The sequence below is a fragment of the Moraxella oblonga NBRC 102422 genome (assembly GCF_001598275.1).
In the GTDB taxonomy this organism is placed as follows: Bacteria; Pseudomonadota; Gammaproteobacteria; order Pseudomonadales; family Moraxellaceae; genus Moraxella; species Moraxella oblonga.
On record NZ_BCYQ01000003.1, the window covers coordinates 29,658 to 54,268 of the forward strand.

28 protein-coding genes and 2 tRNA genes are annotated in these 24,611 nt (G+C 39.0%); 18 read left to right on the top strand and 12 right to left on the bottom strand.

Features of this window, described 5'->3' with window-relative positions:
- Positions 1-15 precede the first annotated feature (15 nt).
- Both MOB01S_RS00520 and MOB01S_RS00525 read right to left on the bottom strand, forming a co-directional pair.
- Positions 16-1,311: a L,D-transpeptidase family protein gene (locus tag MOB01S_RS00520; RefSeq protein WP_245639966.1), complete on the bottom strand. Its 1,296-nt coding sequence runs from the start codon at positions 1,309-1,311 to the stop codon at positions 16-18.
- A gap of 92 nt (positions 1,312-1,403) precedes the next feature.
- Positions 1,404-2,087: an SIMPL domain-containing protein gene (locus tag MOB01S_RS00525; protein WP_066800005.1), complete on the bottom strand. Its 684-nt coding sequence runs from the start codon at positions 2,085-2,087 to the stop codon at positions 1,404-1,406.
- A 204-nt stretch (positions 2,088-2,291) separates the two neighbouring features.
- Between MOB01S_RS00525 and glnA the strand changes: the two genes are divergently transcribed.
- The 3 genes from glnA (at position 2,292) to MOB01S_RS00540 (ending at position 4,749) form a co-directional block, all read left to right on the top strand.
- Positions 2,292-3,701 (top strand): type I glutamate--ammonia ligase, encoded by a 1,410-nt coding sequence (gene glnA, locus MOB01S_RS00530; RefSeq protein ID WP_066800176.1) that lies wholly within the window; start codon positions 2,292-2,294, stop codon positions 3,699-3,701.
- Between the two features lie 129 nt (positions 3,702-3,830).
- Positions 3,831-4,328, top strand: coding sequence for a hypothetical protein (locus MOB01S_RS00535; protein WP_066800008.1), 498 nt, complete (start codon positions 3,831-3,833; stop codon positions 4,326-4,328).
- A 130-nt stretch (positions 4,329-4,458) separates the two neighbouring features.
- Positions 4,459-4,749 carry a CsbD family protein gene (locus tag MOB01S_RS00540; protein ID WP_066800012.1) on the top strand — a complete coding sequence of 97 codons (291 nt, stop codon included), beginning with the start codon at positions 4,459-4,461 and terminating at the stop codon, positions 4,747-4,749.
- Positions 4,750-4,815: 66 nt separating this feature from the next.
- Here the strand turns inward: MOB01S_RS00540 and sodA are convergent, their stop codons facing one another.
- Entirely contained in the window at positions 4,816-5,430 is a 615-nt protein-coding gene (sodA, locus tag MOB01S_RS00545) for a superoxide dismutase [Mn] (protein ID WP_066800015.1), read from the bottom strand.
- A gap of 176 nt (positions 5,431-5,606) precedes the next feature.
- Here sodA and MOB01S_RS00550 point away from each other — a divergent pair, with 176 nt between their 5' ends.
- The 7 genes from MOB01S_RS00550 to bfr (MOB01S_RS00580) all read left to right on the top strand — a co-directional run bounded on the left by MOB01S_RS00550 (position 5,607) and on the right by bfr (MOB01S_RS00580) (position 12,116).
- Positions 5,607-6,962 (top strand): 3-oxoacyl-ACP reductase, encoded by a 1,356-nt coding sequence (locus MOB01S_RS00550; RefSeq protein WP_066800018.1) that lies wholly within the window; start codon positions 5,607-5,609, stop codon positions 6,960-6,962.
- A 32-nt stretch (positions 6,963-6,994) separates the two neighbouring features.
- On the top strand, positions 6,995-7,879 hold the full coding sequence (locus MOB01S_RS00555; RefSeq protein WP_066800021.1) for a MaoC family dehydratase: 885 nt from the start codon (positions 6,995-6,997) through the stop codon (positions 7,877-7,879).
- A 69-nt stretch (positions 7,880-7,948) separates the two neighbouring features.
- Positions 7,949-9,229, top strand: coding sequence for a serine hydrolase domain-containing protein (locus tag MOB01S_RS00560; RefSeq protein WP_066800024.1), 1,281 nt, complete (start codon positions 7,949-7,951; stop codon positions 9,227-9,229).
- 72 nt (positions 9,230-9,301) lie between these two features.
- Positions 9,302-10,234, top strand: a complete 933-nt coding sequence (locus MOB01S_RS00565; RefSeq protein ID WP_066800027.1) for a branched-chain amino acid transaminase — start codon at positions 9,302-9,304, stop codon at positions 10,232-10,234.
- Positions 10,235-10,527: 293 nt separating this feature from the next.
- A complete protein-coding gene (locus tag MOB01S_RS00570; RefSeq protein WP_066800030.1) occupies positions 10,528-10,722 on the top strand; it encodes a (2Fe-2S)-binding protein in 195 nt (64 codons plus the stop codon).
- A 408-nt stretch (positions 10,723-11,130) separates the two neighbouring features.
- On the top strand, positions 11,131-11,625 hold the full coding sequence (gene bfr, locus MOB01S_RS00575; protein WP_066800033.1) for a bacterioferritin: 495 nt from the start codon (positions 11,131-11,133) through the stop codon (positions 11,623-11,625).
- 17 nt (positions 11,626-11,642) lie between these two features.
- A complete protein-coding gene (bfr, locus tag MOB01S_RS00580; RefSeq protein WP_066800036.1) occupies positions 11,643-12,116 on the top strand; it encodes a bacterioferritin in 474 nt (157 codons plus the stop codon).
- An 86-nt stretch (positions 12,117-12,202) separates the two neighbouring features.
- Here bfr (MOB01S_RS00580) and MOB01S_RS00585 read toward each other — a convergent pair whose 3' ends face one another.
- Complete coding sequence (locus MOB01S_RS00585) at positions 12,203-12,967, bottom strand: MipA/OmpV family protein (RefSeq protein ID WP_066800039.1); 765 nt, start codon at positions 12,965-12,967, stop codon at positions 12,203-12,205.
- Positions 12,968-13,151: 184 nt separating this feature from the next.
- Between MOB01S_RS00585 and MOB01S_RS00590 the strand changes: the two genes are divergently transcribed.
- Together MOB01S_RS00590 and MOB01S_RS00595 are read left to right on the top strand one after the other, a co-directional pair.
- On the top strand, positions 13,152-14,408 hold the full coding sequence (locus tag MOB01S_RS00590) for an NRAMP family divalent metal transporter (RefSeq protein ID WP_066800178.1): 1,257 nt from the start codon (positions 13,152-13,154) through the stop codon (positions 14,406-14,408).
- Positions 14,409-14,482: 74 nt separating this feature from the next.
- On the top strand, positions 14,483-14,683 hold the full coding sequence (locus MOB01S_RS00595) for an NF038104 family lipoprotein (RefSeq protein WP_066800042.1): 201 nt from the start codon (positions 14,483-14,485) through the stop codon (positions 14,681-14,683).
- 65 nt (positions 14,684-14,748) lie between these two features.
- Here MOB01S_RS00595 and purN read toward each other — a convergent pair whose 3' ends face one another.
- Genes purN through purM form a run of 6 tightly spaced genes read right to left on the bottom strand, consistent with a single transcriptional unit; the run spans position 14,749 to position 17,736 of the window.
- On the bottom strand, positions 14,749-15,399 hold the full coding sequence (purN, locus tag MOB01S_RS00600) for a phosphoribosylglycinamide formyltransferase (protein WP_066800045.1): 651 nt from the start codon (positions 15,397-15,399) through the stop codon (positions 14,749-14,751).
- A complete protein-coding gene (locus MOB01S_RS00605; protein ID WP_066800047.1) occupies positions 15,396-15,821 on the bottom strand; it encodes a DMP19 family protein in 426 nt (141 codons plus the stop codon). The genes purN and MOB01S_RS00605 overlap by 4 nt, the downstream gene beginning before the upstream one ends.
- Before the next feature lie 9 nt (positions 15,822-15,830).
- The gene (locus MOB01S_RS00610; protein ID WP_066800049.1) at positions 15,831-16,220 is read right to left on the bottom strand and encodes a type II toxin-antitoxin system VapC family toxin; all 390 of its coding nucleotides are present in this window, start codon (positions 16,218-16,220) and stop codon (positions 15,831-15,833) included.
- A gap of 5 nt (positions 16,221-16,225) precedes the next feature.
- Complete coding sequence (locus MOB01S_RS00615; protein ID WP_066800052.1) at positions 16,226-16,504, bottom strand: hypothetical protein; 279 nt, start codon at positions 16,502-16,504, stop codon at positions 16,226-16,228.
- 2 nt (positions 16,505-16,506) lie between these two features.
- A complete protein-coding gene (locus tag MOB01S_RS12270; RefSeq protein WP_157073849.1) occupies positions 16,507-16,671 on the bottom strand; it encodes a hypothetical protein in 165 nt (54 codons plus the stop codon).
- Positions 16,672-16,698: 27 nt separating this feature from the next.
- Entirely contained in the window at positions 16,699-17,736 is a 1,038-nt protein-coding gene (gene purM, locus MOB01S_RS00620) for a phosphoribosylformylglycinamidine cyclo-ligase (protein ID WP_066800055.1), read from the bottom strand.
- A 187-nt stretch (positions 17,737-17,923) separates the two neighbouring features.
- On the opposite strand from purM, the gene MOB01S_RS00625 reads away from it, so the two are divergent.
- A complete protein-coding gene (locus tag MOB01S_RS00625) occupies positions 17,924-18,682 on the top strand; it encodes a DnaA ATPase domain-containing protein (protein WP_066800180.1) in 759 nt (252 codons plus the stop codon).
- Between the two features lie 23 nt (positions 18,683-18,705).
- On the top strand, positions 18,706-19,353 hold the full coding sequence (locus tag MOB01S_RS00630) for a DUF2057 family protein (RefSeq protein WP_066800057.1): 648 nt from the start codon (positions 18,706-18,708) through the stop codon (positions 19,351-19,353).
- 67 nt (positions 19,354-19,420) lie between these two features.
- Here MOB01S_RS00630 and MOB01S_RS00635 read toward each other — a convergent pair whose 3' ends face one another.
- On the bottom strand, positions 19,421-21,091 hold the full coding sequence (locus tag MOB01S_RS00635; protein WP_066800060.1) for an FMN-binding glutamate synthase family protein: 1,671 nt from the start codon (positions 21,089-21,091) through the stop codon (positions 19,421-19,423).
- A 239-nt stretch (positions 21,092-21,330) separates the two neighbouring features.
- Between MOB01S_RS00635 and MOB01S_RS00640 the strand changes: the two genes are divergently transcribed.
- The 4 genes from MOB01S_RS00640 (at position 21,331) to MOB01S_RS00655 (ending at position 24,117) form a co-directional block, all read left to right on the top strand.
- Positions 21,331-21,406 (top strand) — tRNA-Val (locus MOB01S_RS00640).
- Between the two features lie 23 nt (positions 21,407-21,429).
- Positions 21,430-21,506 (top strand) — tRNA-Asp (locus tag MOB01S_RS00645).
- Positions 21,507-21,613: 107 nt separating this feature from the next.
- A complete protein-coding gene (locus MOB01S_RS00650; protein ID WP_066800063.1) occupies positions 21,614-23,215 on the top strand; it encodes a nucleotidyl transferase AbiEii/AbiGii toxin family protein in 1,602 nt (533 codons plus the stop codon).
- Positions 23,212-24,117 carry a nucleotidyl transferase AbiEii/AbiGii toxin family protein gene (locus MOB01S_RS00655; protein ID WP_066800066.1) on the top strand — a complete coding sequence of 302 codons (906 nt, stop codon included), beginning with the start codon at positions 23,212-23,214 and terminating at the stop codon, positions 24,115-24,117. The genes MOB01S_RS00650 and MOB01S_RS00655 overlap by 4 nt, the downstream gene beginning before the upstream one ends.
- On the opposite strand, the gene MOB01S_RS00660 is transcribed toward MOB01S_RS00655, so the two are convergent.
- The gene (locus MOB01S_RS00660) at positions 24,086-24,544 is read right to left on the bottom strand and encodes a hypothetical protein (protein ID WP_066800069.1); all 459 of its coding nucleotides are present in this window, start codon (positions 24,542-24,544) and stop codon (positions 24,086-24,088) included. The genes MOB01S_RS00655 and MOB01S_RS00660 overlap by 32 nt on opposite strands.
- Between the last annotated feature and the right edge of the window lie 67 nt (positions 24,545-24,611).

The window sequence follows — 24,611 nt, forward strand, 5'->3', positions numbered from 1 at the left end:
GCTTTTGGCTTAAAACTACTTAATCTCAACAGTAGCACCAACATCAATCACAGAAGAAAGTTCTAGAACATCCCAGTTGGTTAGACGCACACAACCAAGCGAGGACTGACGGCTAATACCCTCTGGCATGGGCGAGCCATGAATGCCATAAGAAGGCTTGTTTAGACCCATCCATACCACGCCCACAGGGCTGTTTGGTCCAGGTGGTAGGATATAGCTTTTTGGATTTTCGCTGTCCTTGTCTACTGTTGCTTTATAATGTGGCATTTTTACTTTATTGACAATCTTGTAAGTACCGCCCGGCGTATTGCTGGCTGCACCGCCTACGGTGGTAGGATAGGCTGCGACCAATTTGTCGCCATTGTAGGCATATAGGATTTTTTCGCTACGGTCAGCAATCACACGAGTGATTTTACCGCTAAATGGTTTGCCTGTATTAATGACTGTAATGGTCTCGCCTGCGACAAATTTTTTATTAGGATTTAGTTTTTTAAGATAACCTACGTCCATATGAAAACGCTCACCAAACATCTCTACGATGTTCTCATAATAAAGCCCTTTGACTTTGGAGCGTTCTTCGGCACTTGCTGGCAGTCTAGCAAATCTATTGTTTACATCTTCTTGGGTGATGGTGTAGGATACAAGTGCAGGCTGACTGGCAGGGATATTGGCGGTCAATGCCTTCCAAGTGGCCTCGTCCATTTTGCCAGTGGCTGGCAAGCCTTTGATTTTTTGGAAATTGGTTAACGCTTTTTTGCTGTTCATGCCCCAACCACCATCAATAGGACCTGGTGAAGCATGATTCCAGTCAAGTAACACCTGTAATTTAACCGTCATGGCAGAGTTGACTTTCATGTTGGGCGACCAAACAGATTCATTGACTGCCTTCGCATACTCAGACAGATTGACGGTGGTATGACGTTTACCATCTTTTTCAATACTGTTGATGGCGGTATCATCAACTTTGGTTGGTGTGGTTGGGATTTCTACATCACCACTGCTGATATCTGCTTCTTCGGGGGTTGTGGTGGTGTTGACATCTTCAACGGTATCATTAGTCTCAAAAGACACTTCACTTTCACCATCGCCAAAAGAAACAGTCGTATCTAAAACGCCTGCTGTGGCAATGGTATGGTCAGTTGTGGTAGATGTGTCTTTGGCAAGAGCTTCTTTGAGCTTTTTAAAGCGTTGTTTTTTGGTATGTTCGGTTGTCTCTACACTTTCCAAAGGGTTGGCAACAGCTTGGTGAGCCATCAACCCAATATTAAGTGCAACAATCAATGACAATGTGGTCTTGGTAAAAGTTTTCATTGGTCAATCACTTCAATATCAATCAAAATAAATTTTGCTATTATCCCCAAAATTCTTGCAAATAGCAAGCGTATTTGGTGCATTTTTGTTGTTTATTTAACCAGCTCAATCACGCCTGCGATTTGGTAGCTGATTCGGCTCTCGCCTGCCTCAAATTCTTGGGGAGCAACTTTTGCTGAGGTGACACTTTCATTCATTGCCATCATGGGTCTGGCATGATTTGAAAATACATCAACATGGTTTAATTCAACTTTAACCAAACGATAGTCTTTTGCCCCAAAATTTTGGCTAACAAAGGAGGCTTCTTGTTGAAAATCAGCAATGGCTTCACTCATGATGTCTTTTTTGTGTTTTTTCTTGGTGGTATCTGACACACCAAAACTCAAATTGTCAATGGTCATGTATTCTTGTAGTTTGGCAATAAACTCGCTTGCTTCGTTAAAATCTTGGCTAGTAACATCAACGGTAGCCTGACCTGTATGACCGATGATTTTACCAGTACTGTTATAGCGTGGATAAGTGTGCTGACTGCCTGTGGTAACTTTGACATTGGGGTATTTTTTAGCCAATGCAGTTGCTTGGTTGAGTGTATTATTTAGAGTGTTGGCAAGCGTTTTGACATCACCAGCTTGGGCAGTTTTACTGAGTGTGGCTTGTAGCTCGTCATTGGGCAAGGTTTTTTCAATTTGAGTGGAAAAGCTAATTTGGTTGTAATGCTGTTCAGCCAACGCAGGCGTGGCAAATACCGCCAAAATCAAAGGTAAATACATTCTCATCATAATCTCCATTCAAAGATAAATAAGGCGTTATCTTAGCACAATTGTTCTTGCCAATTTGGTGAAATTTTGTTGTAAATTTGATAAATTAATTATCATTGATGACTTATGGCAAAAAACTTATTTTTTGGATTTACATGACGTTAAAATTAGCGTATGATTAGCCCTAGTTTTTGTGTTAATTTTGTTATTTTGGAGCAATCAATGGCAAATAAACTACTTGATTTGATAGAATCCTCAGGGGCAAAGTGGGTGGATTTTCGTTTTACCGACACGCATGGCAAAGAAATGCACTTAACTTTTCCAGCATATAGCGTAGACGAAGACACCCTAGAAGATGGTAAAATGTTTGATGCATCAAGCGTTGCAGGTTGGAAGGGTGTTGAAAGCTCGGACATGATTTTGCTTCCTGATGCTGATACTGCATACCTTGACCCATTTTTTGAAGTACCTACTGTGGTCGTAACCTGCGATGTCATTGAACCAAACACTCGTCAAGGCTATGAAAAAGACCCACGTTCCATCGCTCGCCGTGCCGAAATCTACCTAAAATCCACAGGAATTGGTGATAAAGCCTTAATTGGTCCTGAACCTGAATTTTTCGTGTTTGATGAGGTTAAATGGGACATTGACATGTCAGGGGCTAGACACACCGTCATCTCTGAGGCGGCAGCATGGAGTACCAACAAAGACTACCCATGGGGCAATAACGGTCAGCGTCCTGCGGTCAAAGGGGCTTATGCGGTTGTACCGCCCATTGACCATTATCATGACATGCGTTCGGTGATGTGTGACCGTATTCATGATGTGATGGGTGAAGGGCGTATTGAGGTTCATCATCATGAAGTGGCAAGCAGTCAGCTTGAAATTGGCATTTCATTTAACACACTTGTCAAAAAAGCAGACGAAGTCCAACAATTTAAATACATCGTCCAAAATGTCGCCAACCAATTTGGTAAAACTGCCACTTTTATGCCAAAACCTCTGGTGGGCGATAATGGCTCTGGTATGCACGTCAATATGTCTATCTCCAAAGATGGCGTCAATACCTTCTCTGGCGATGAGTATGCAGGACTTTCCAAAACAGCCCTATATTTTATTGGCGGTGTCATCAAACACGCTCGTGCCTTAAACGCCATCACCAATCCTAGCACCAACAGCTACAAACGTTTGGTGCCACACTACGAAGCACCCATTAAACTGGCTTATTCTGCCTCAAACCGTTCGGCATCTATTCGCATTCCGCATGTCAATAGTCCAAAAGCGGTGCGTGTAGAAGTGCGTTTCCCAGACCCATCTGCAAACCCTTATTTGGCGTTTTCAGCGTTATTGATGGCAGGACTTGATGGCATTGAAAATAAAATAGAACCAGGTGAGGCATCTGACAAAAACTTATACGACTTACCTCCAGAAGAAGAAGTGCTAATCCCAACCGTTGCTGAAAACTTGGAAGTGGCACTCAATGCTTTGCGTGATGACCATGAGTTTTTGTTAAAAGGTGATGTGTTTAGCAAAGAGATGATTGAGGATTACATCAAACTAAAAATGAAAGAAGTGCAACGCATGAATGAGGCGGTACACCCCTTAGAGTTTGATATGTATTATCGTTGCTAATCAACGATAGTCCACTCAAAAATAAAAAACGGCATAAGTTTTATCTTGTGCCGTTTTGTTTTTTCGTGCAATTTATTAAAATTTTGGGTAAAATAAATAAAATAACTTAAATATTAGCGGAAAAAAGCCATGAGCATACTTTTTAAAACCACCAAAATCGCAGGCGTGATGTTGTCTTTGACATTATCATCAATGGCGTGGGCTTATAGCATTACCATTACCGAACCTAGCGAAGACAGAGCCTATCACCGCCACGCCCAAAACATAGAAATTGAGGCTAACATCTCGCCTGCACTGGCGGTGGGCGACACTTCGGCGATTTTGTTTGATGGTAAATTGGTGGCGGACGGCAAAAAAACCACCATCCCAACAGCGGACTTGGCGTTGGGTGAGCATACCATTACTGCCATCGTGATGGATAAAAATGCTCAAACGATTGCCAAAGACGAACGTAAAGTCTATGTCTTGCAACGCAACAACCTTGTCAAAAAAAAACAAGAAGCCATAAAAAAACGTGAAGAATACGAAGCCCTACCCTTGCACAAAAAGCTCTATATCGGACTTCGTCAGGATTTGCACGCCCCTCAAGATGTGGACGCAAGTACACCCACATGGGCGATTAAATAATGCCACCAACATTACAAAAGGCATACAAAACACCCTTATCCATTCCCAAAGATTATGTTATGATAAACTTATACTTATTCAATAAGTATTTTTAATCGTTTTAATTTAATTTTTTAATAGGAGAATTGCAATGTCCATTGATGGTATTGTTGGCAAAGCCAAAGAAGTTGCAGGTAAAGCACTTGACGATAAAGAACTACAAGCCAAAGGCATTCTTCAACAAGGTGTCGGTGAAGTCAAAGACGGTATTGACAAAGCCAAACAAGAGGTTTCTGATACCGCTCAAAAGACCAAAGACGAAGCAAGTAGCTTGCTTGGCAATCTTGGCGATAAAACCAAAGGATTGTTTGATAATGCCAAAGAAAAAGTTGCCGAAACGGTCATTGATGTCAAAGAAAAAATTGACGAAAAAACCAGCTAAGTTAATCACTTAAATAAAATAACCCATTGTTTATCAATGGGTTATTTTATAAATCAATGCTTTTAATTAGGCATTATCAAAGTTTTCTTGGGCTTTGTCCCAGTTTACCACATTCCAAAACGCCTTGATGTAGTCTGGGCGTTTGTTTTGGTATTTTAGGTAATAGGCGTGCTCCCACACATCAAGACCAATGATAGGCGTGCCTTCACACCCTGCAATTGCCTTACCCATTAGTGGGCTGTCTTGGTTGGCGGTTGAAACCACTGCCAACTTGTCGCCTTGCTTGACAAGCCACGCCCAGCCAGAGCCAAAACGAGTGGTCGCCGCCTTTTCAAACTGCTCTTGAAAGGCTTCTACCGAACCAAAATCACGCACAATCGCCTCTTTTAGTGAACCACCAAGCGTTGTGCCAGTTTTTAGAATGTTCCAAAATAGGCTATGGTTGGCGTGTCCGCCGGCGTTGTTACGCACCGCAGTTTGTTTGTCGGCTGGCAACTTGTCAAGATTGGCAATCACTTCTTTGACACATTTGTCTGCCCACTCAGTGCCTTCTAGGGCGGCGTTGGCGTTATTGACATAGGCTTGATGATGGCGAGAATGGTGAATTTCCATCGTTTCTTTATCAAAATGTGGCTCTAATGCGTCATAGGCGTAGCCTAATTCTGGTAGGGTAAATGCCATGAATGAATCCTTATAAAATGAATGAATAAAACACAATCAAAAGATTGTCCTAACAATATAAGATTTGGATACAAAAAAATCAAGGGTGTTTGATTTATTTTTGATTTATTTTTTAAACAATGATGATTTTTGTGTTAAAATCACGCTCATTCATCAAAAAATTTAGGAGTGGTAACATGACAGACCGTTATGGCGAACTTGTCCAAAAAGGCTTGGGCAGAACTGTGGCAAAAAATCTAGGCTTACCCACCCCCATAAAATTGGACCGTCATGTCGCAGGTCAGCCTGTGATTCGTGGTGAGGTGGCACTGGGTGTGGCAACTGGCGATGACACATCGGTAGCAGACTGCCTAAACCAATTTTTACAAAACCATGATGCCAAAATCACCACCCAAGACAAGCTTAGTGAGCGATTGGCAGATGAAAACGCCCGTTTTAAAGTGGCAATTTTTGATGTTACCAACATCAAAGACGTGGCAGGTTTGACCCAAGTTTATGAGTTTTTTCACACCATTGCCAGACGCATCAAATCATCAGGACGTATCGTCATCATCGCTCGCCCTGAATGCTGTACGGACACAGACATTGGTTTTGCACTTGCCCAGCGTGCGGTGCTAGGTTTTGCCAAATCCATTGCCAAAGAGTTTAAAAAAGGCATCAGTGCCAACGTACTGTACACTCAAATTGGTGCAGAAAAACACCTGCCCCATGCCTTGGAGTTTTTCTTGTCTGCCAAATCTGCCTATGTCTCAGGGCAAGCAGTCAAACTCACCAAACGTGGCGATGTCATTGCCATTGATGATAAAAAACCCCTAAAAGGCAAAAAAATCCTAGTTACGGGAGCATCTCGTGGTATCGGTGAAGCGGTGGTGAATATTCTTGCCAGAGATGGGGCTGATGTGTATTGTTTGGACGTGCCTGCCTTACTGGCGGATTTACAAAAAGTCGCTGGCAAAGTTGGTGGTCATGCCTTACCACTTGATATTACAGACCCAAATGCAGGCGGACAGATTATCAAAGCCTGTGGCGTACTTGATGGCATTGTTCATAATGCTGGGGTAACTCGTGATAAAACCATTGCCAATATGAGTGCTGACAAATGGGAGATGGTGCTTAATATCAACCTAAACGCCATTTACCAAATCAACACCCATTTGCTGACCAATAACGGTTTTTCTGACATGGCTCGCATTGTGTGTGTGTCGTCCATTTCAGGGATTGCAGGTAATGTAGGACAAACCAACTACGCCATGAGTAAAGCGGGCGTGATTGGACTTGTAGAAGCAACCGCCAAAACTTTCAAAGACACCACCAAAACCATTAATGCGGTTGCCCCTGGATTTATTGAAACCAAAATGACAAGCACCATTCCTTTTGCCATACGAGAAGCTGGCAGACGCATGAACTCTATGAGTCAAGGTGGAGAGCCTGTGGACGTGGCGGAGACGATAGCATGGCTTTTGTCGCCAAAAGCGGTGGGCATTAACGGTCAGGTTGTGCGAGTATGCGGTCAAAGCATACTTGGGGCGTGATTTTATTTTAAAAATATGGAAAGGTAACTTTTATGGCAGAACAACACTTTAAAGAATTGCCCAAAATGCACACAACTTATGCCAATGTGGTTAAGAGTTTAATACCACTTGGCGATAACAAAGCCACCGATTTGCCAAATTCGGTATATTCTGTGGATAAACTGGCAATTGACGAACCCAATCTTAAAGAATACCGCCGAATCTGTGGTTTTGTTGATGATGGGCGTGTGCCACCAACCTATTTTGCGGTACTGTCGCAAACTTTACAAATGAACATGATGGCAAAACCTGATTTTCCTTTTGCCATGCTTGGGCTTGTTCATACCCAAAATAGCGTAACTCAGCACCGCATTATTTTTGATACCGAAACGGTCAGTATGTCAGTAACGCTTGGTAACTTACAACCACATGACAAGGGTCAAACTTTTGATTTTATTACCACCGTCAAAATCGGTGATGAACTGGTTTGGGAGGGTACTTCCACTTATTTGTCTCGCCAAAAAAAGAGTGCTGATGAACGTGCCAAAGACAAAGATAAACCCAAAGAGGACATCACTCCCAAAATTGAGGTAGGTGAAAACGGTTGGTCGGAGTTAATCAACATTCCAGAGGACATTGGGCGTAGATATGCTTTTGTGTCTGGGGATTTTAATTTGATTCATTTACATCCTTTATCAGCACGGGCATTTGGTTTTCCTAAGGCGATTGCTCATGGTATGTGGTCAAAGGCTGCCAGCATTGCCCAATTTTATGATTTACCCAAATCTTATCGGGTAGATGTTTCTTTTAAAACACCGATTTTTTTACCCTCAAAAATTGAATTTGTTGCTTGCCCAAGTGGCGATGGTTGTGAGTTTGGTTTGTATGTGCCAGACAGCGACAAACCACATTTGATTGGTAAAATCACCTATTTATAACGTTATTTTATACAAAACCGTTTTGCTAACGCATGGCGGTTTTCTTGTTTTTACAAAATAAAGGTTAATATGAATAAAAATTGGCAAGATTTTTCAAGCATTTTACAAAAGCTACAATTTGAGGACTCGCCTGCAGGCGGGTCGCTGGTTATCTTTAAAGATGGTCAAATGGTGGTTAATGAAAGTGTTGGCAAAGCAAGACTTGATGGTACAGATGAGGATAATGGCGATTGGCACGATAAGAGATTGTCGGTAAATTTTTCTATTGGTAAGGGCGTATTGGCGACATTGATTGCGGTACTTGTATCGCATGGACTGCTAGATTATGACAAACCTGTGGCATATTATTGGCAAGAATTTGGTTGTGCTGGCAAAGAGCATATTACTCTACGCCACATACTGACACATACCGCCAGATTGTTTGATGTTTCTAGTTTGACACATGATTTGGAGGATTTGACCAACTGGCAGATGATGCTAGATAAAGTTGCCCAAATGTCGCCTACCACCCCCAAAAATCAAGAACAACATCACTATGCCAGTGCATACAGTGCGTTGGTGTCTGGGTGGATTTTGGGTGGGCTTGTGGAGCGTGTTACCAAACTTAGCTTACAAAATGCCCTTGATGAATATTTGGCACAGCCTTTGGGTGTGGCAGGCGAGATGTTTTGGGGTGTGCCATCTGATAGATTGCACCAAGTTGCCAAACCTCTTCGCTATTTTAACGAAGAAGAAAACATCAAACGCAAACCCACCCTAAAACCAGAATCACTCCATGTGTTGGAGGTGCTTGGTAGTTTTGAAATAGCCAAACTTTGGCGTGATAAGTTGGCAGAGAGTCCACTAAACACTGCCAATATCAACAAATTGTATTTTGATGCTACCAAAATGAATTTGGCAAATTATAAAAACGCCCTCATGCCAAATGGTAAAGATGGTCTGGCATATCATGCCAATGCTGTACTACAAGCAATGATTCCTGCCGCCAATGGTGTATCCACCGCCAATGCACTGGCAACAATGTACGCCATGCATGCCAATGGTGGTGTATGGCAAGGTCAAAGACTCATCACTCCTTCTGTGCTGTCAGACATGAGACTTGTGCGTATTGATGGTTTTGATGCAGTCATGCCTGCCAATATGCGATGGCGGTCTGGATTTCATCGCTTGTTTAGCCTACAACATACACCTAGTGCCTATGGACACATGGGTTATAATGGCTCGGTGGCTTTTTGCGACCCTGACAGACGACTGGCAATGGCATTTATCCATAATTTTGATACCACCATGATGAATGATGTACGCCAATTTGTGTTAAGCGAAACGGCAATTAACTTGGTAAAATTTTAAGCATTTTTTATAAAAAACTGCTATAATGCAAAATATTTTTATGATTTTTTATTTTTCCAAAAGGAATATGTTATGAATATGGCAACTACCGAAGGCAAATTGTGGCTTGATGGGCAAATGGTGTATCAACCTGACGCCAAAGTCCATGTTTTAACTCATAGCCTACATTATGGCTTGGCGGTTTTTGAAGGCGTGCGAGCCTATCAAACACCAGATGGGCGTACAGCGATTTTTCGTTTGCATGAACATACCGAGCGTCTTTTAAATTCTGCCAAAATCTTTCAACTAAACGTACGTTTTGACCACGACACATTGGTACAAGCCCAAAAAGACGTGGTGCGTGAAAATGGGTTGGCTTCTGCTTACATCCGTCCCATCATTTGGGTGGGCTCTGAGAAACTTGGTATCTCATCAAGAGACAACACCATTCATTCAGCCGTTGCCGCATGGCAATGGGGAGCATATCTTGGTGAAGACGGCATCAAAAACGGCATTCGTGCTAAAACATCAAGTTATACACATCATCACCCCAATGTAACCATGTGTAAAGCCAAAGCGGCTGCCAACTACCCTGTATCTATCCTAGCCAACCAAGAAGCAACTCGTGCAGGCTACGATGAAGCGATTCTCATGGATCCACTAGGCTATGTATGTCAAGGTTCTGGAGAAAACCTATTTTTGGTAAAAAATGGCGAACTACACACCCCAGATCTTGCAGGCGGGGCGTTGGACGGCATTACTCGCCGTACCATTATCCAGTTTGCTCATGATTTGGGTATCAAAGTGGTAGAAAGACGGATTACTCGTGATGAGTTTTATTTGGCAGATGAGATTTTCATGACAGGTACGGCCGCCGAAGTAACGCCCATTCGTGAGTATGATGACCGTGTGATTGGTAAGGGTGGTCGTGGTGAGCTGACCGAAAAATTACAAACGCTATATTTTGATGTCGTGCAAGGTCGCAATGATAAATATAAACATTGGCTATCATTCATTGATGAGTGATTGTAAAATGATTGTAAGTTCTAACCCTAAGGTGTCTGCCTTAGGGTTTTTAAATTCTATTTAAAACAAACAAAGGTTTTTGTTCGTGGTGAGCTTGTAAAACCATGACAAAAAACCGTTTTTATGATTTTGATGTGAATTAAGTAAAACATAACAAGGATTATTTCTCGTGATTAAATTTTCTTAATTTTTTTGTTAAAAAATACAATTAACACTTGCAAATAATAACAATTACTGATAATATGGCATTATCAAGAGCCAAATATAACCATTCTCATTTAATAGGATTTGTTATGTACGTTTGTATTTGCCATGACATCAAAGACCGTCAAATCAAAAATGCCATGCTACAAGGAGTGGATAGCATGGAAGCTCTACAAAATGAATTATTGGTAGGAACGTGTTGTGGGTGTTGTGTACCAATGGTGCAAGATTTGCTTGATGAACATCATGCCAAATATGTGGCAATAGATGCTATGGCGGTATAGTTTTGTTAAAAAATGTAAATTTATTGCCATAATATTTCCAATTGGTATGGATAGAAGTTTTCTCCGTTATCATCTTGACTAAGTTACCAATAATCACTTTCAATTTAAAATAATAAAATAATAGCCATTTTTGTTTATTCATCATCATGATGATAACTTGTGGTTGTATTATTTTAAAAATTCATTAAAAATCATATAGATATAAATCTATATCCTTAATCGTCATCTTTTCACCCAAACAATTTGTTGGGTGAAAATTTTTGTCATTGTGATAGCCATTCTCATAGCGTAAGTCGTTCGCAGTTCGTTTGTTGTACAATTTTTTTCTTTTAAAAATTCCGCTTTATGATAAGATAGACAAAGTTGGGTTTATGCTCATTTTATTTCATTTTTATCATAGGATTTACCATGAAATCATCTCAAAAAGTCATTGACTATCTTAACTTTCTGTTGGCAGGCGAACTTGGTGCCAGAGACCAATATCTCATTCATTCACAAATGTATGCCGAATGGGAGCTTGGGAAGTTGCATGATCGCATTTATCACGAAATGGAAGATGAAACTTATCACGCACGCCTCATCATCAATCGCATTATCGTGCTTGGTGGCACGCCAAATATGCAAGTTGGCGAACTAAATATTGGTACTGATGTACCTTCTATGCTAAAATCCGACCTTGACCTTGAATATCGTGTCCAAGAAGACCTCAAAGAGGGCATTGCATTGTGTGAAGCCGAGAAAGATTATGTTACTCGTGATATGCTGGTTGGTCAGCTCAAAGACACCGAAGAAGATCATGCTCACTGGTTGGCAAAACAACTACGTTTGATTGAAATGATGGGATTACCAAACTATCTACAAATGCAAACCGCCACACCAAACATGGTAGATTCTGCTCATTGATAGATTTGGGAGGTTATATGCAAGGTGATAAAGACGTCATTCGTCAGTTAAATTTGGTGCTTGGTCAATCTCTAATTGCCATCAATCAGTATTTTTTACATGCTCGCATCGTCAAAAATTGGGGGGTGGAAGAGCTTAATGACTCATTTTTTAAACAATCCATTGCTGAAATGAAATGGTCTGATGAGTTGATTGAACGCATTTTATTATTGGAAGGTTTGCCAAACTTGCAAGAGCTTGGTAAGTTGATGATTGGCGAAGAAGTAGAAGAAATCTTGTCTTGTGATCTACGTTTAGAGCAACGCAAACATGATGTTTTGGTTGAAGCCATTGAAGTGTGTACCCAAAAACGTGATTTTGTCTCTCGTGAATTACTCATCAAACTCAAAGATGGCAACGAAGAATACGAAGATTGGCTACAAACACAACTTGAAAAAATTGAGGAAATTGGTATTCAAAACTACATTCAATCACAGACAGGTGAAGAGTGATTGGTTGTTGTGATTCACTATTTATCCAAAAATAAAGGCAAATATGTTATTTGCCTTTATTTTTTTTAGACCAAGCCAAGTAGGTGCTAAAATGTATAAGTAACACCCACATTGGTGCTTAGATTGATGTTGTCATCTGTCAGAGGGCTATTTTTTTGATCAGATGATAACCACTGAGCATTTTGATTACCAAACAAGCCCCATTGTTCGTTGATTTTGTATTTGGCACTAATGGCCACAAATGGTGCGATACTGTCTTTTAATGTGTACTGCCGTATACCTGAACGAGCAGATTCATCTGCCGAAACTCCGTAATAGTACTCATTATACTTATCACTTTGCCAAGTAACCCCAAATTTGGGATAAATGGTCAATTTTTCATCAAGTAACTCAAATTTACTGCGGTGGGCTAGGGTGATTTTTTGCCCAGAGCTATGACTTAGTACATCTGTCATGGCTTTGACTTCAAAACCACCAACAGGAGTAATGTGCATATAACTGATATGAGCATTCACTGAAGATTTGCGTTTGTCTAAGCTATGTAGGGCAGGGGTGTTGGCATCTTTTGGGTTAAAACTTGTACTGTCATAAGTTAGTCCAACTTTTAGCCAGTTTTTGTTATCTTTATAGGGGAATACACCAAATTCGGCACCTTCGGCATACAGGCGGTTATTGTCATACAAAACAAGTGGTACAGCAGAAACCTTGTCATCTACGGCGTAACCATTTGAGCCAAAAGTAGCAAGCACGCCTGCGGTAATTTTGGCGTTTGGGTCGGTAGGCAGACTTTGTGCAAAGGTGGTTACGCTTACCAAAGCAAGTAGTGATAATGAGAAAGTGGATTTTTTCATGTTATGTTCCAAGTGAGAGTAAAATTTACCAAATTTTAGTTAGTTTTACTTCGCATAATAGTAATTATGTTAAATAATGGATATTGTTATCTATGATAACACCCTATTGGTTAGAGAAATATCACACAAACGATACAATTTGCATTATAATACAAAAGCCCCTATTTTTATATGATTTTTTATGATGCAAAATTCACAAACACACACTACCCAAAACCAAAAATTAACTTGGAAGGCTTTTGGACCAGGCATTCTAATGGCTTCTGCCGCCATTGGTGGCTCACACCTAGTTTCATCAACACAAGCAGGTGCATTGTACGGTTGGCAATTGGCGATTATGATTGTACTTGCCAACCTATTTAAGTACCCTTTTTACCGTTTTGGCACAGAATATGCTTACAAAACGAGTGAAAGTTTGGTGGTTGGTTATGCCAAAAAATCCAAAGTTTATCTTTGGGCATTTTTTATTTTAAGTGTTGTCTCTGGTATGATTAGTACAGGTGCGGTGGCACTTTTATGTGCGACCATTTTGGGCTTTATGCTCCCTTTTGAGGTCAATCCACTTGTTTTATCTGTCACCGTCATGGCATCTGCATGGGGTTTGTTGATTGCAGGACACTATAAGCTTTTGGACAACCTTTCAAAATGGATTATCATTGCTTTGACAGTTGCCACCATTGTTGCCACCATAGTGGCAGGCGTGTCACCAAAACAAATATCACCAGATTTTATCCCTGCTTCGCCGTGGAATCTAGCTTCTTTGGGCTTTATCATTGCTTTGATGGGTTGGATGCCAGCACCACTTGAATTTTCTGTCATTTCGTCTGTTTGGACGTCCAAGAAAATTGCAATAGACCACCCTACCCCACAGCAAGGCATGCTAGATTTTAATGTGGGTTATTTCGTATCGGCGATTTTGGCATTATTTTTCTTGGCATTGGGTGTGTTTGTACAATATGGTACAGGACAAGAAATCGCTACCAAAGGCGGTGCTTATGTCGGACAGTTGATACAGATGTACACATCAACCATTGGAGGTTGGTCAAAAATGCTCGTGGCATTTATTGCTTTTTTATGTATGTTTGGCACGGTCATCACCTGTGCGGACGGCTATGGACGCACCAATGCAGAGAGCTTGTCGCTCATCAAAACAGGTACGACCGAAGCCACCGAAAAATATGTCGTCACATGGATTACTATTACGGTGGTTGCAGGTTTTACTTTGATTAGCGTGTTTGCAGGTCAAATGGGTGCATTACTCAAATTTGCGATGATTAGCTCTTTTGTTTCCGCCCCCGCTTTTGCTTATCTAAACTACTCTATCATCAAATCCGAAAATTTACTCACCCCAAAAATGAAGTATTTTGCCCTATCAGGCATTACCTTTTTGGTGGGATTTGGCATACTATTTTTATTACAGTTTATGGGTATTATTAAGTAATTATAAAAATAGGCATAATAAAAGATAAATTATGCCTATTTTTTAAATTGTTAATACAAATTAAAAGGTTTTTTATGAAAAAGTCACTTTGTCTATTCATGCTAACTCTATCTGCTTTACTATTACAGGGTTGTATTCATAAAGTAGTTACAACGCCTGTTAAAGTTGCTTACAAAACTACCAAAGGTGTGGTTAAAGGTACTGCCAAAGCGATTAATGCCCTAACAGATGATGACGAAGAGGAAAATAATAAAAAGAAGAAGGACAAAGACTGATTTGTGATGTGTGAGATTGTCAGATAAAGGGGTGTTTTTTCACCCCTGTTTTTTTGCTGTATTTGTTATTTATGGCTAAAAAATTGGTAAATCTGCTTTACATCATCTAGGTCAATCACGCCTTTGATGATAAAATCAATGGTGCGAGGAAGTAGTGTGTGTTCTAGTGCGTGTACACGCTCTTGCAATGTGGTAGGCGTGTCATTAGGCTTGACGATGAGAACGGATTGGGTTAATATCTGCCCAGCGTCCAGCTCTTCTGTTACCAAATGCACGCTGCAGCCGTGCAGTCTTTCGCCTGATTTTAATACTCGTGCGTGTGTGTCTAGCCCCTTATAAGCAGGCAAAATAGATGGGTGCAAATTAATCATTGGAATGTTTAAGTCGTTATTGACACCACCTATAAATAAGGGTGTCAAAATTTTCATAAAGCCTGCCAAAACCACCAAATCAGGCTGTAATTGCCTTAAAATATCCAATGCCCTTTGTTCAAATTCCACTCGTTTATAAGGTTTGCCTGTATCATCTTTATCAATAATAAAGGTGTTGATATTAGCACTCTTGGCACGAGTAAGAGCATAGGCATTTTCTTTATTGCAAATTACACAGGCAATGTCTATGTTTAATTCATTGTTTAATTGTTTGTCAATTAAAACTTGTAAATTACTGCCACTACCAGAGGCTAGGATAGCGAGTTTTAGGGGAATATTTTTCATAATTTTTCATCTTTTGGTTGAATATAGTAATTGTAAGCTAATATAAAAACTTCTTCAGATATTTCCCAATATTGCTCATCAAGTTCACCAATATCATCAAAACCTGCTTTATTAAAATTGGGATTGTCAAAATCAATATCTTGAAATTCTATATTTTTAGGAAATCCATCTAAAATGGATTGAAATTTTTGTAATATGTCTAAGCATTGAATTGCGCCAATCTTTTTATAAATTTGATAAATTTCTTGGCGAATTTCTGTGGTAGAATGTTCAAAAAATGATAAAAATCCGCCACTATTGATTTCTATTTCCGTAAAGGCGATTAAGGCAATTTCTCGTTTATCACTCGTTAATTCGTTTTCTTTACCCAAATATTCAGTCGCAATTTGTGAGAAATGTTGGTATTTTTCATCATTGGTCATTTTTATGCCTTAATTGATAAACTTAATTGGGTATTTAATAATATCTTCATCAACTGTTAATAAGGTCAAACCATCAATCATTGCCTGACTGATGATAATACGGTCAAATGGATCTTTATGAAAATATTCTAAATTTTGTAAATTTAAAATATGGGTTTCATTGATTGGTAATATTTCATAAAGATGATACTTTTTGATTTGGGCAATCAATTCTGCAATGCTTTTGGTTAAAGGCAATTTACCAAGTTGATGTTTAATTTGCATTTCCCAAAAAGTTGCCATACTGACACAAAAATCATTGTCTGAATTTTCTAAAATTTTTAAAATGCTTTTTGGTAAGCGTTCGGGATAACAACTTGCCCAAATAAAAATATGTGTGTCTAATAAATATTTTGCCATTGTTATCACTTATACAAAATATCATCTTCTGGAAACCAAAAATCATCGCCAAGATAGTCATCAAAATCATCACTCATTGTTATCTGACCTTGAAAAAATCCTAGGCGTTTTTTGGCGATTTCTTCACGGCTTAATGACAAGGTTTGCTCTGATTTTTTAATATTTTTTTTGGTTAAAAAATTGAATAAAAAATCATAATCTTCGTCTTTGAGATTTTCCAAGATGGGCAAAATGGCTTGCACTTGTGGTGATAAAGTAGCTTGATTGATTGTAGAAGTTTGCATTTTTATTCTCCTTCTTGACTTTCGCCAAACCAAAATTCATCGCCCAAATCCTCATTAAAATCGTCAGAAATATAGACAACTTCAAATAATTGACAGTCTAAGGGCGATAATTTTTTGCTTAAAACAGGGGTATTTTCTATGTTGTTTTCGTTATCATAGTTATTCATGAAAATACCCCTTTTTAAATGCGTTAATTACAAATAAACCACCGCTTTATCGTCTCGTTTGCCAATTTGCCCCAATTTCCAAGCCGTCTCGCCCTGTGTGGTCAAAAAGTCAATGGCTTTGTTTGCCAAATCAAAAGGAACAACCACCACAAAGCCCACACCGCAGTTAAAGGTGCGAAGCATTTCGTTTTGTTCAATGTTACCCTTCTCTTGTAGCCATTGAAAGACGGGGGGGAATTGCCAAGAATTTAACTCAATTTGAGCGGACAGCTCATCAGGCAATACTCGTGGCAGATTTTCGGTTAAGCCACCGCCTGTGATGTGTGCCATTGCGTGAATGCTTGTGTTGCCCAGCTCTTTTTGTAGGGCGTTTATGGATTTGACATAAATTTTGGTGGGGGCAAGGAGGACATCTTTTAGGGGGTTGCCGTCAAGGGTAGCGGTTTTTAAATCGGTGTTTGACACTTCAATCACTTTGCGTACAAGCGAGTAGCCGTTTGAGTGCACGCCAGAGCTTGCAAGTCCAATCAGTACATCGCCCTGTGCCACATTTGCCCCTGTGATGACCTCCTCTTCTTCCACCACACCGACACAAAAGCCTGCCAAATCATAATCATTGCCGTGGTACATTCCGGGCATTTCTGCTGTTTCGCCACCGATTAAGGCACAGTTTGAGAGTTTACAACCATCGCCAATGCCACGAATCACACTTTCGGCAACATCGACATCTAGCTTGCCTGTGGCATAATAATCTAGGAAAAACAGTGGCTCTGCCCCACACACCAAAAGGTCATTGACACACATTGCCACCAAGTCTTGACCGATGGTGTCGTGCTGGTTTAAGTCCAATGCCAGCTTTAATTTTGTGCCAACGCCGTCCGTACCAGATACCAAAAGCGGTGATTTGTAGCCTTGTGGAATACGGCACAATGCCCCAAATCCGCCAAGTCCGCCGATAACTTCTGGGCGAGAGGTTGCCTTTGCCACCGATTTGATACGCTGTACGAGTGCTTCGCCTGCGTCAATGTCCACGCCTGCGTCTTTGTAGCTAAGAGAGCTTGTCATAAAAATCCTTAATAACCAATAACAATGATAACACATCACGATTATACCAAAAAATTGCTATTTTTAGTGTTAATTTGCCACAAAATGCAAAATTATGGGGAAATTTAACAAAAAACTTGCAAAATTTTTTAAATATGTTATATATAAGGCATTTTGCATTATTATAAATCAATTGTCTGGGTCATACATGACATCATTTCAACCTTCTTTTAACCTTGATGTGCGTCAAGAGGCTAGCCTTGATGATTTTGACGCTCAAAACTACACCTCCATCATACAAGCAGTAGATAAATTGTGTTTGGGACAACTTTCTGAACTTTATATTTTTGGGGAAAAATACGTTGGCAAAACCCATCTGGCATTATCCATTTATAACGCCTATATCACCCAACAAAAAAATGCCATAAGCCTATCCTTGATAGACTTGATTGACGATGATGATGTTGATGCATTAAATAACCTTGAAATGTTTGATTTGATTATCTTAGATGACATACAAGCTATCAACAACAACTATGTCTGGCAAGAGGCAATGTTTCATCTCATCAACCGCATTCGTGAACAGCACAAACAATTGGTATTTTTGGCAGACACGCCTGCCCGTGAACTTGATATCGCCCTACTTGATTTGGTAACAAGATTATCACTTGCCCCCATGATAAAGCTACCTAGTAGCACCCTAGAAAGCGATAGAGCAACTTTACTTCGTGCCATTTTACGCCGTAAAAGCTGGCGATTGCCTGACAGCATTTTTGAGTATTTAGTCAAAGAAGGACCTCATACTGCTGGTGAAATTATTGAGGTCTTAGACAGTATTTCTCCCCTACTGACCCATTTGACACGCCCCCAAGTACCCAAAAAGACCATAGAAGAAGCCAAAGCCATCATTCAAAGAAAAACTGTTTTGTTAGAAATCAGCCGTTATACTGCTGATACTGACCAGTAACCACACAACACAAGGAAAAATTTATGAAAAAAATCACTCTCATCACTGCAATTATCGGTTCGCTTTTAACCATGAATGCTTTTGCCGAAGTTAAACTTATGGTTGATGACAACATCAAAGTTACCGCCATCAACGGTCAAGAAATCAAACATGGGGCATTACAACCCCTAAAACGTGAGTTTACGCTAAACAAAGGTCGTCATGTCATTACTGCTCGTTATGATCGCCTATTTGATTTAAATCGTGAACACGATTATCTAAAATCAGGTAACATCACCATTACCGCCGATTTGTCAGATGGTCAATACGAGCTTATTATGCCAAACCAACCAAACAATTACCATTCTGCCAAAGAATATGCCAAAAATCCAAGTCTTGCCATCTCTCAACAAGGTAAAATCTTATTTCAAGAAAACACCCAAACAGAACGCGAAGGTATTTTATCAGGACTGGGTGCCAGTTTGGGTGGCTTATTTCATCGTGATAATGCTGTTCAAGCCAACCAAAAAGTCATTGCTTCATTGGATACGCCTAGCACCAATACCACACCTGTAAACACCCCAAATCTTACCCCCAATGCTGGCGACGACAATTTGGACGGATTTATGAAAATTTGGCTCAATTCTAGTGAGTCAGAACGTGAAAAAATCCGTCAATGGATTGAAAAATAAGTATCTGGATTATCAGTCAACCAATAAAAAAACAGGATTTACTCCTGTTTTTTTATTGGTTGAGAAATTAGGAGATATGGCGAATGCGTAAATTGACCGCATTAACGATTTCATCAGCAATGCCCATCGCCTGAAAACTGTCAGGATCAGCCAGTTTCCACATATCATCTAACACCTTGCGACCACAATCACCAGTCAGTAGCGAGCCTGTGGCTATAAACTGATAATGCTCTGATAGCAGTTTAATCCAACCATCAGGCTGACGACGCACCACGTGATGAGGGCGAAGCTGACTTGGGTGGTCAAGCCCCACTGTGCCAACAATATCCGCCAATGCTTTTAAGGTATTGGCATGAAAATTTTTGACACGCTCTGCTTTGTCGGGTACATATAGTGCTTTTTGGCGAGATTGGTCTTGGGTGGCAACCCCCACAGGGCATTTGTTGGTGTGGCAGGAACGAGACTGAATACACCCCAATGCGAACATGAAACCACGAGCCGAGTTGCACCAATCTGCCCCCAACGCCATCATTTTAGCAATATCAAAACCGCTAACAATTTTACCACTCACGCCAATCTTGATTTTATCACGCACACCTGCACCGACCAGCGTATTTTGTACAAAAATCAACGCATCAACCAATGGCATACCCACCGTATCCATAAATTCCACAGGTGCAGCTCCTGTACCACCTTCTGCCCCATCAATAACGATAAAATCAGGATAATTATCTTCTTCAATCATTGCCTTGACAATCGCCATAAACTCCCATGGAATGCCAATACATAGTTTAAATCCGACTGGTTTTCCCCCTGACAACTCACGCAATTTTTGCCAAAATTTAACCAGCTCTCTGGGCGTGCTAAATTCTAGATGTCCAGCAGGCGAGATACAATCAATCCCCATAGGAATATCACGAGTACTGGCAATTTCTGCGGTGATTTTTGAGGCGGGAAGCACGCCACCCTTGCCGGGTTTTGCCCCTTGTGAGAGCTTGATTTCTATCATTTTTACTTGGTCAAGACTGGCTTTTTGGACAAATGTGTTGGGGTTAAACTGTCCATTTTCATCACGGCAACCAAAATATGCCGTACCAAGTTCCCAAATCAAATCCCCACCATGTTTATGATAAGGACTGATACTGCCCTCGCCTGTATCATGGGCAAATCCCCCCATTTTTGCCCCACGATTTAAAGCCTCAATGGCAGCGGCTGATAACGCCCCAAAACTCATTGCCGAAATGTTAAAAATAGACAAATCATAAGGCTTGGCACACCGTTCATTACCAATACGAACAGTGAATTTGCTATCTACGATTTTTTTGCTAAGTCCAGAATGCAAAATCCACTCACTACCCACTGTCTGTAAACTATTAATACTACCAAAAGCGGTGGTACTATCTAGGTTTTTAGAACGTTGATATACCAATGAGCGTTGCTGGCGTGAAAATGGCACTTCATCTTGGTCAGTTTCTAAAAAATACTGACGAATTTCTGGGCGAAAATTTTCCAAGAAAAAGCGAATATGCCCAGAAATGGGATAATTTTTTAAAACAGCATGGCGAGTTTGCAAAATGTCATGTGTGCCAATCAAGGTAAAAATTAGGGCGATTCCAAATAGCCACCAGTTGGCTATCCACGCTCCCACAACCGTCAGTACGATAGCAAGCCAATAAATGCTTTGGCGGGGTAGCACCAAAAATTCATAATTTTTTAATTTGTTAGTTGATGAACTCATATTAATTTTGATGAAATGATTGAAAATGCCTATTATAGTACAAATTTTTGTAAATTTTAATGATAAAAATATGATATTTTATCAATATTTTTAATAAAATAAACAACAAAACAGATAATTATTTGAAAAATAATCTATTAAATTCAATATATTATAAAATATTTAATGATATTTTTACAAAAAGAATTTGACAATATAAAAATAACCGATATAATACGCAACACATCAAGTGATGTAAGGGGCGGTTAGCTCAGTTGGTAGAGCGTCTGCCTTACAAGCAGAGGGTCAGCGGTTCGAATCCGTTACCGCCCACCATACATACCTTGATAGCGACCTTAGCAGCGGTAGTTCAGTTGGTCAGAATACCGGCCTGTCACGCCGGGGGTCGCGGGTTCGAGCCCCGTCCGCTGCGCCATCTTAGTTGGTTTTACAATTTATACCCCAAATCTCCCCTGATTTGGGGTGTTTTTTTATATCTTTAAAAGAATTTAAAATAATTATTTTAAAATGAAAGGAGTTATTATGTATTTATTTGAAATCCATTTAACGGTTAATGAATTAAATAATGATAAAATTAACGATTTTGAAAACCTTTGTCAAAATTTGGGTGGTAAAGCCATTTTGATTGAATTGCCAATGGGTGAATATACCCAGCAACCAATGATGACTTATGTCAAAAAAGCAAATAATGTAACCGAAATTTTGGCGGAAATTGATACACTAAAACCGCAATTTTTCAATCAAGGCTTTGAAATCATTCGTACCAAAATTGAAATCCCTGCTGACCAATACGATGAGTATATCACAGAATTTCCTAATACCAAAGGGTATTTTGAATGGCATGGGAAAGTTGAATTTTATAAAGATAATCAAGGTTTGCAAATATTAAGATATGCCGTAGAAAGTCTTGACATTCCAGCTCATATTTCCAAAAACGCCTTAAAACATCAACAAAATATCCGTTTTATTACATATAGAAATTATGATAAAAATGAATTTTATCAAGGTATTGAAAAAATTATTGATAAGTTAAATCGTAATATTCTGGGTAAGGATTATTTCAATTTAATCAAACAACAATCCGAATATTGTATTTATGATGATAAATTAACGCTTGATGATGGATGGGCAAAGCCGTTTTTGGAAAATACCATTTTAGAAAAATATTATTCCGCTTTTCCTGATATTGATGATAAGGAAATGATAAGAGATTTATGTATTTTTGAAGCCATTATTCGTAGAACGGCAAAATTAGAAAATTCCCCATTTATGTTAAAGGGCAGTTTGGTTACTCGCCAATATTTTAACAGCCCCAATGACCGTTTTCCAATGGACATTGATTTTGTTTGCTTAACACATTTACCTGATGCACAGACCGCTCGTGAAGTGTTGGATAATTGGTTGATTGAGATAACCACAATGCCATTAGATGACGGATTGCATTTTGTGGATTTTAGAGAAAATCAATTTTGGCGGTGTATTGACTATGCAATGCACGATGATTTTCCAACGGTAATGACGGATATAGATTGTTATATTGGCAATGAGTGTTACAGATTATTTTTAAGTGTATCATTTAATTTACCCATTCCCTTTCCGCCTGTGCCATTAACTTATAAAACACCGACTGATGAATTTATTTATCCCAAAACCACGCCATTATCTCTACAAATTGCGTGGAAAATTCATCAAACCATTGTCCGTCCACGCTTAAAGGATATTTATGATTTGACTTATTTGGTAAAAAAGGTGGATAATCAACAAATGATTGATGATGTGATTTTTGCCTTATTACAAGAATGCGAAAAAGACAATATTGAAATTGATAAGGTAAAATCATTCTTTGAATATGATTATCAAAAAATATTTTTTGAATATAGTTACCATTTTGAAAAATGTTATTTTCCATTGCTACCAGACAGTTCACCAGGTAATAATAAGATTTTGTTTGAACAATTTAAAGAAAGTATGCAACAAGCGGGATTTGTATTGGAAAATTTAACGTTGCACTATCCTAATTTACAAAATGAAATCACAGAAATGCCAATACAGGATAATATAATGCCAAATCAAGAACCACCAAAAAATTTATGGCAAAAAATGGTAGGAATATTTAAAGAATGAATATCATTGAACATTACCAAAACCATTATCCCAATTTGCCAGAGCAACAATTACTAAAATTGATTGCCAATGAAGCGTTTTTAAGGCGAATGGGTGAGTGTTATGAACCTTTTATGGTGAAGGGTAGTTTCATTAGTCGCACTTATTTTGAAAATGCTGATTTTAGAATACCCAATGATTTGGATTTTGTCTATTTTGGTAGTGTTAAAGATGTCAATAAAACCGAACAATTATTTGATGATTGGGCGGATAAAATTACCCAAATGCCAATGAATGATGGCGTGGTATTTAAAAGATTTTCCAAATATGATGGTTGGAATGGAATAGATTATCAAATGAATCAAGATTTTCCAACGGTCAATGGTAGAATTTATGCGGATGTTTTGGGTAATGAGGTGGTTATTTCTTTGGATATTTCCTTTAATTTGGATATTTTAAGCGAACCTGTACAAGCACTTTATGCTACTTTAAATGATGTGATTTATTTGCCATATAGTGTACCACTTGCCATTCAAATGGCGTGGAAAATTCATCAAGGCATTGTTAATCCACGCTTTAAGGATTTTTATGATTTGACTTATTTGATACCCTTATTAACTCGCCCAGATGATATTAAACTGATGCTCCAAACTTTAAAAAATGAATGTCAAAGGGATAATATTGGGTTGGATAAAGTTGGCTTATTTTTTGAAGGTCAAAAAATCTATCATCGTCAATATGAAGTTTATTTAAATGGCAATTATAAAACATTGTCCAGCCAGCAATATTATGAACATCAATACAAAGAATTAAAAAATTATTGCACCAATTTACCCAATGAATTTGATGAATTTTGGCAAAATTATATAAACGCCATAAAAAACGCCAAGTTTAATGCGTATTTGGGGGAGTTTGGGATTTAAATGTTGTTAAATGGTTTGTGATTGTATCAATCCATTGCTTTTTATCAACTTGTCTTAACTCTTTGGCAGATTTAACTTTAAAAATATAGTTTAACCATTCTTTTTGCCAATAACAAATTAAACCCAATTCGCCTTGTAAGGTTTTTAAATAATTTTGATATAAAATATTGACAACATCTATGTTTAAATGATGAAATAAATATGCCATATAAATATTAGCATAATTCATAGAGTATTTATCATCGCCATCGTGTAATCTATCCCAAAAATAATCATATGTATCAAATAAATCATTGGGATAATGGCTTAAATGAAGATTGGGAAAATCATTGATTGGCTTTAAATAATTATCTAAATGACTATCTACAACCATAATACAATCATTTTCAATATTAAGAGTGGCAAGGATATTTTTGTCAAATGGCATTGAAATGGATTTTAATTTTAAATAATGTGTGATTATAACAAATTTTTGCTATAATAGGCTTTATTTT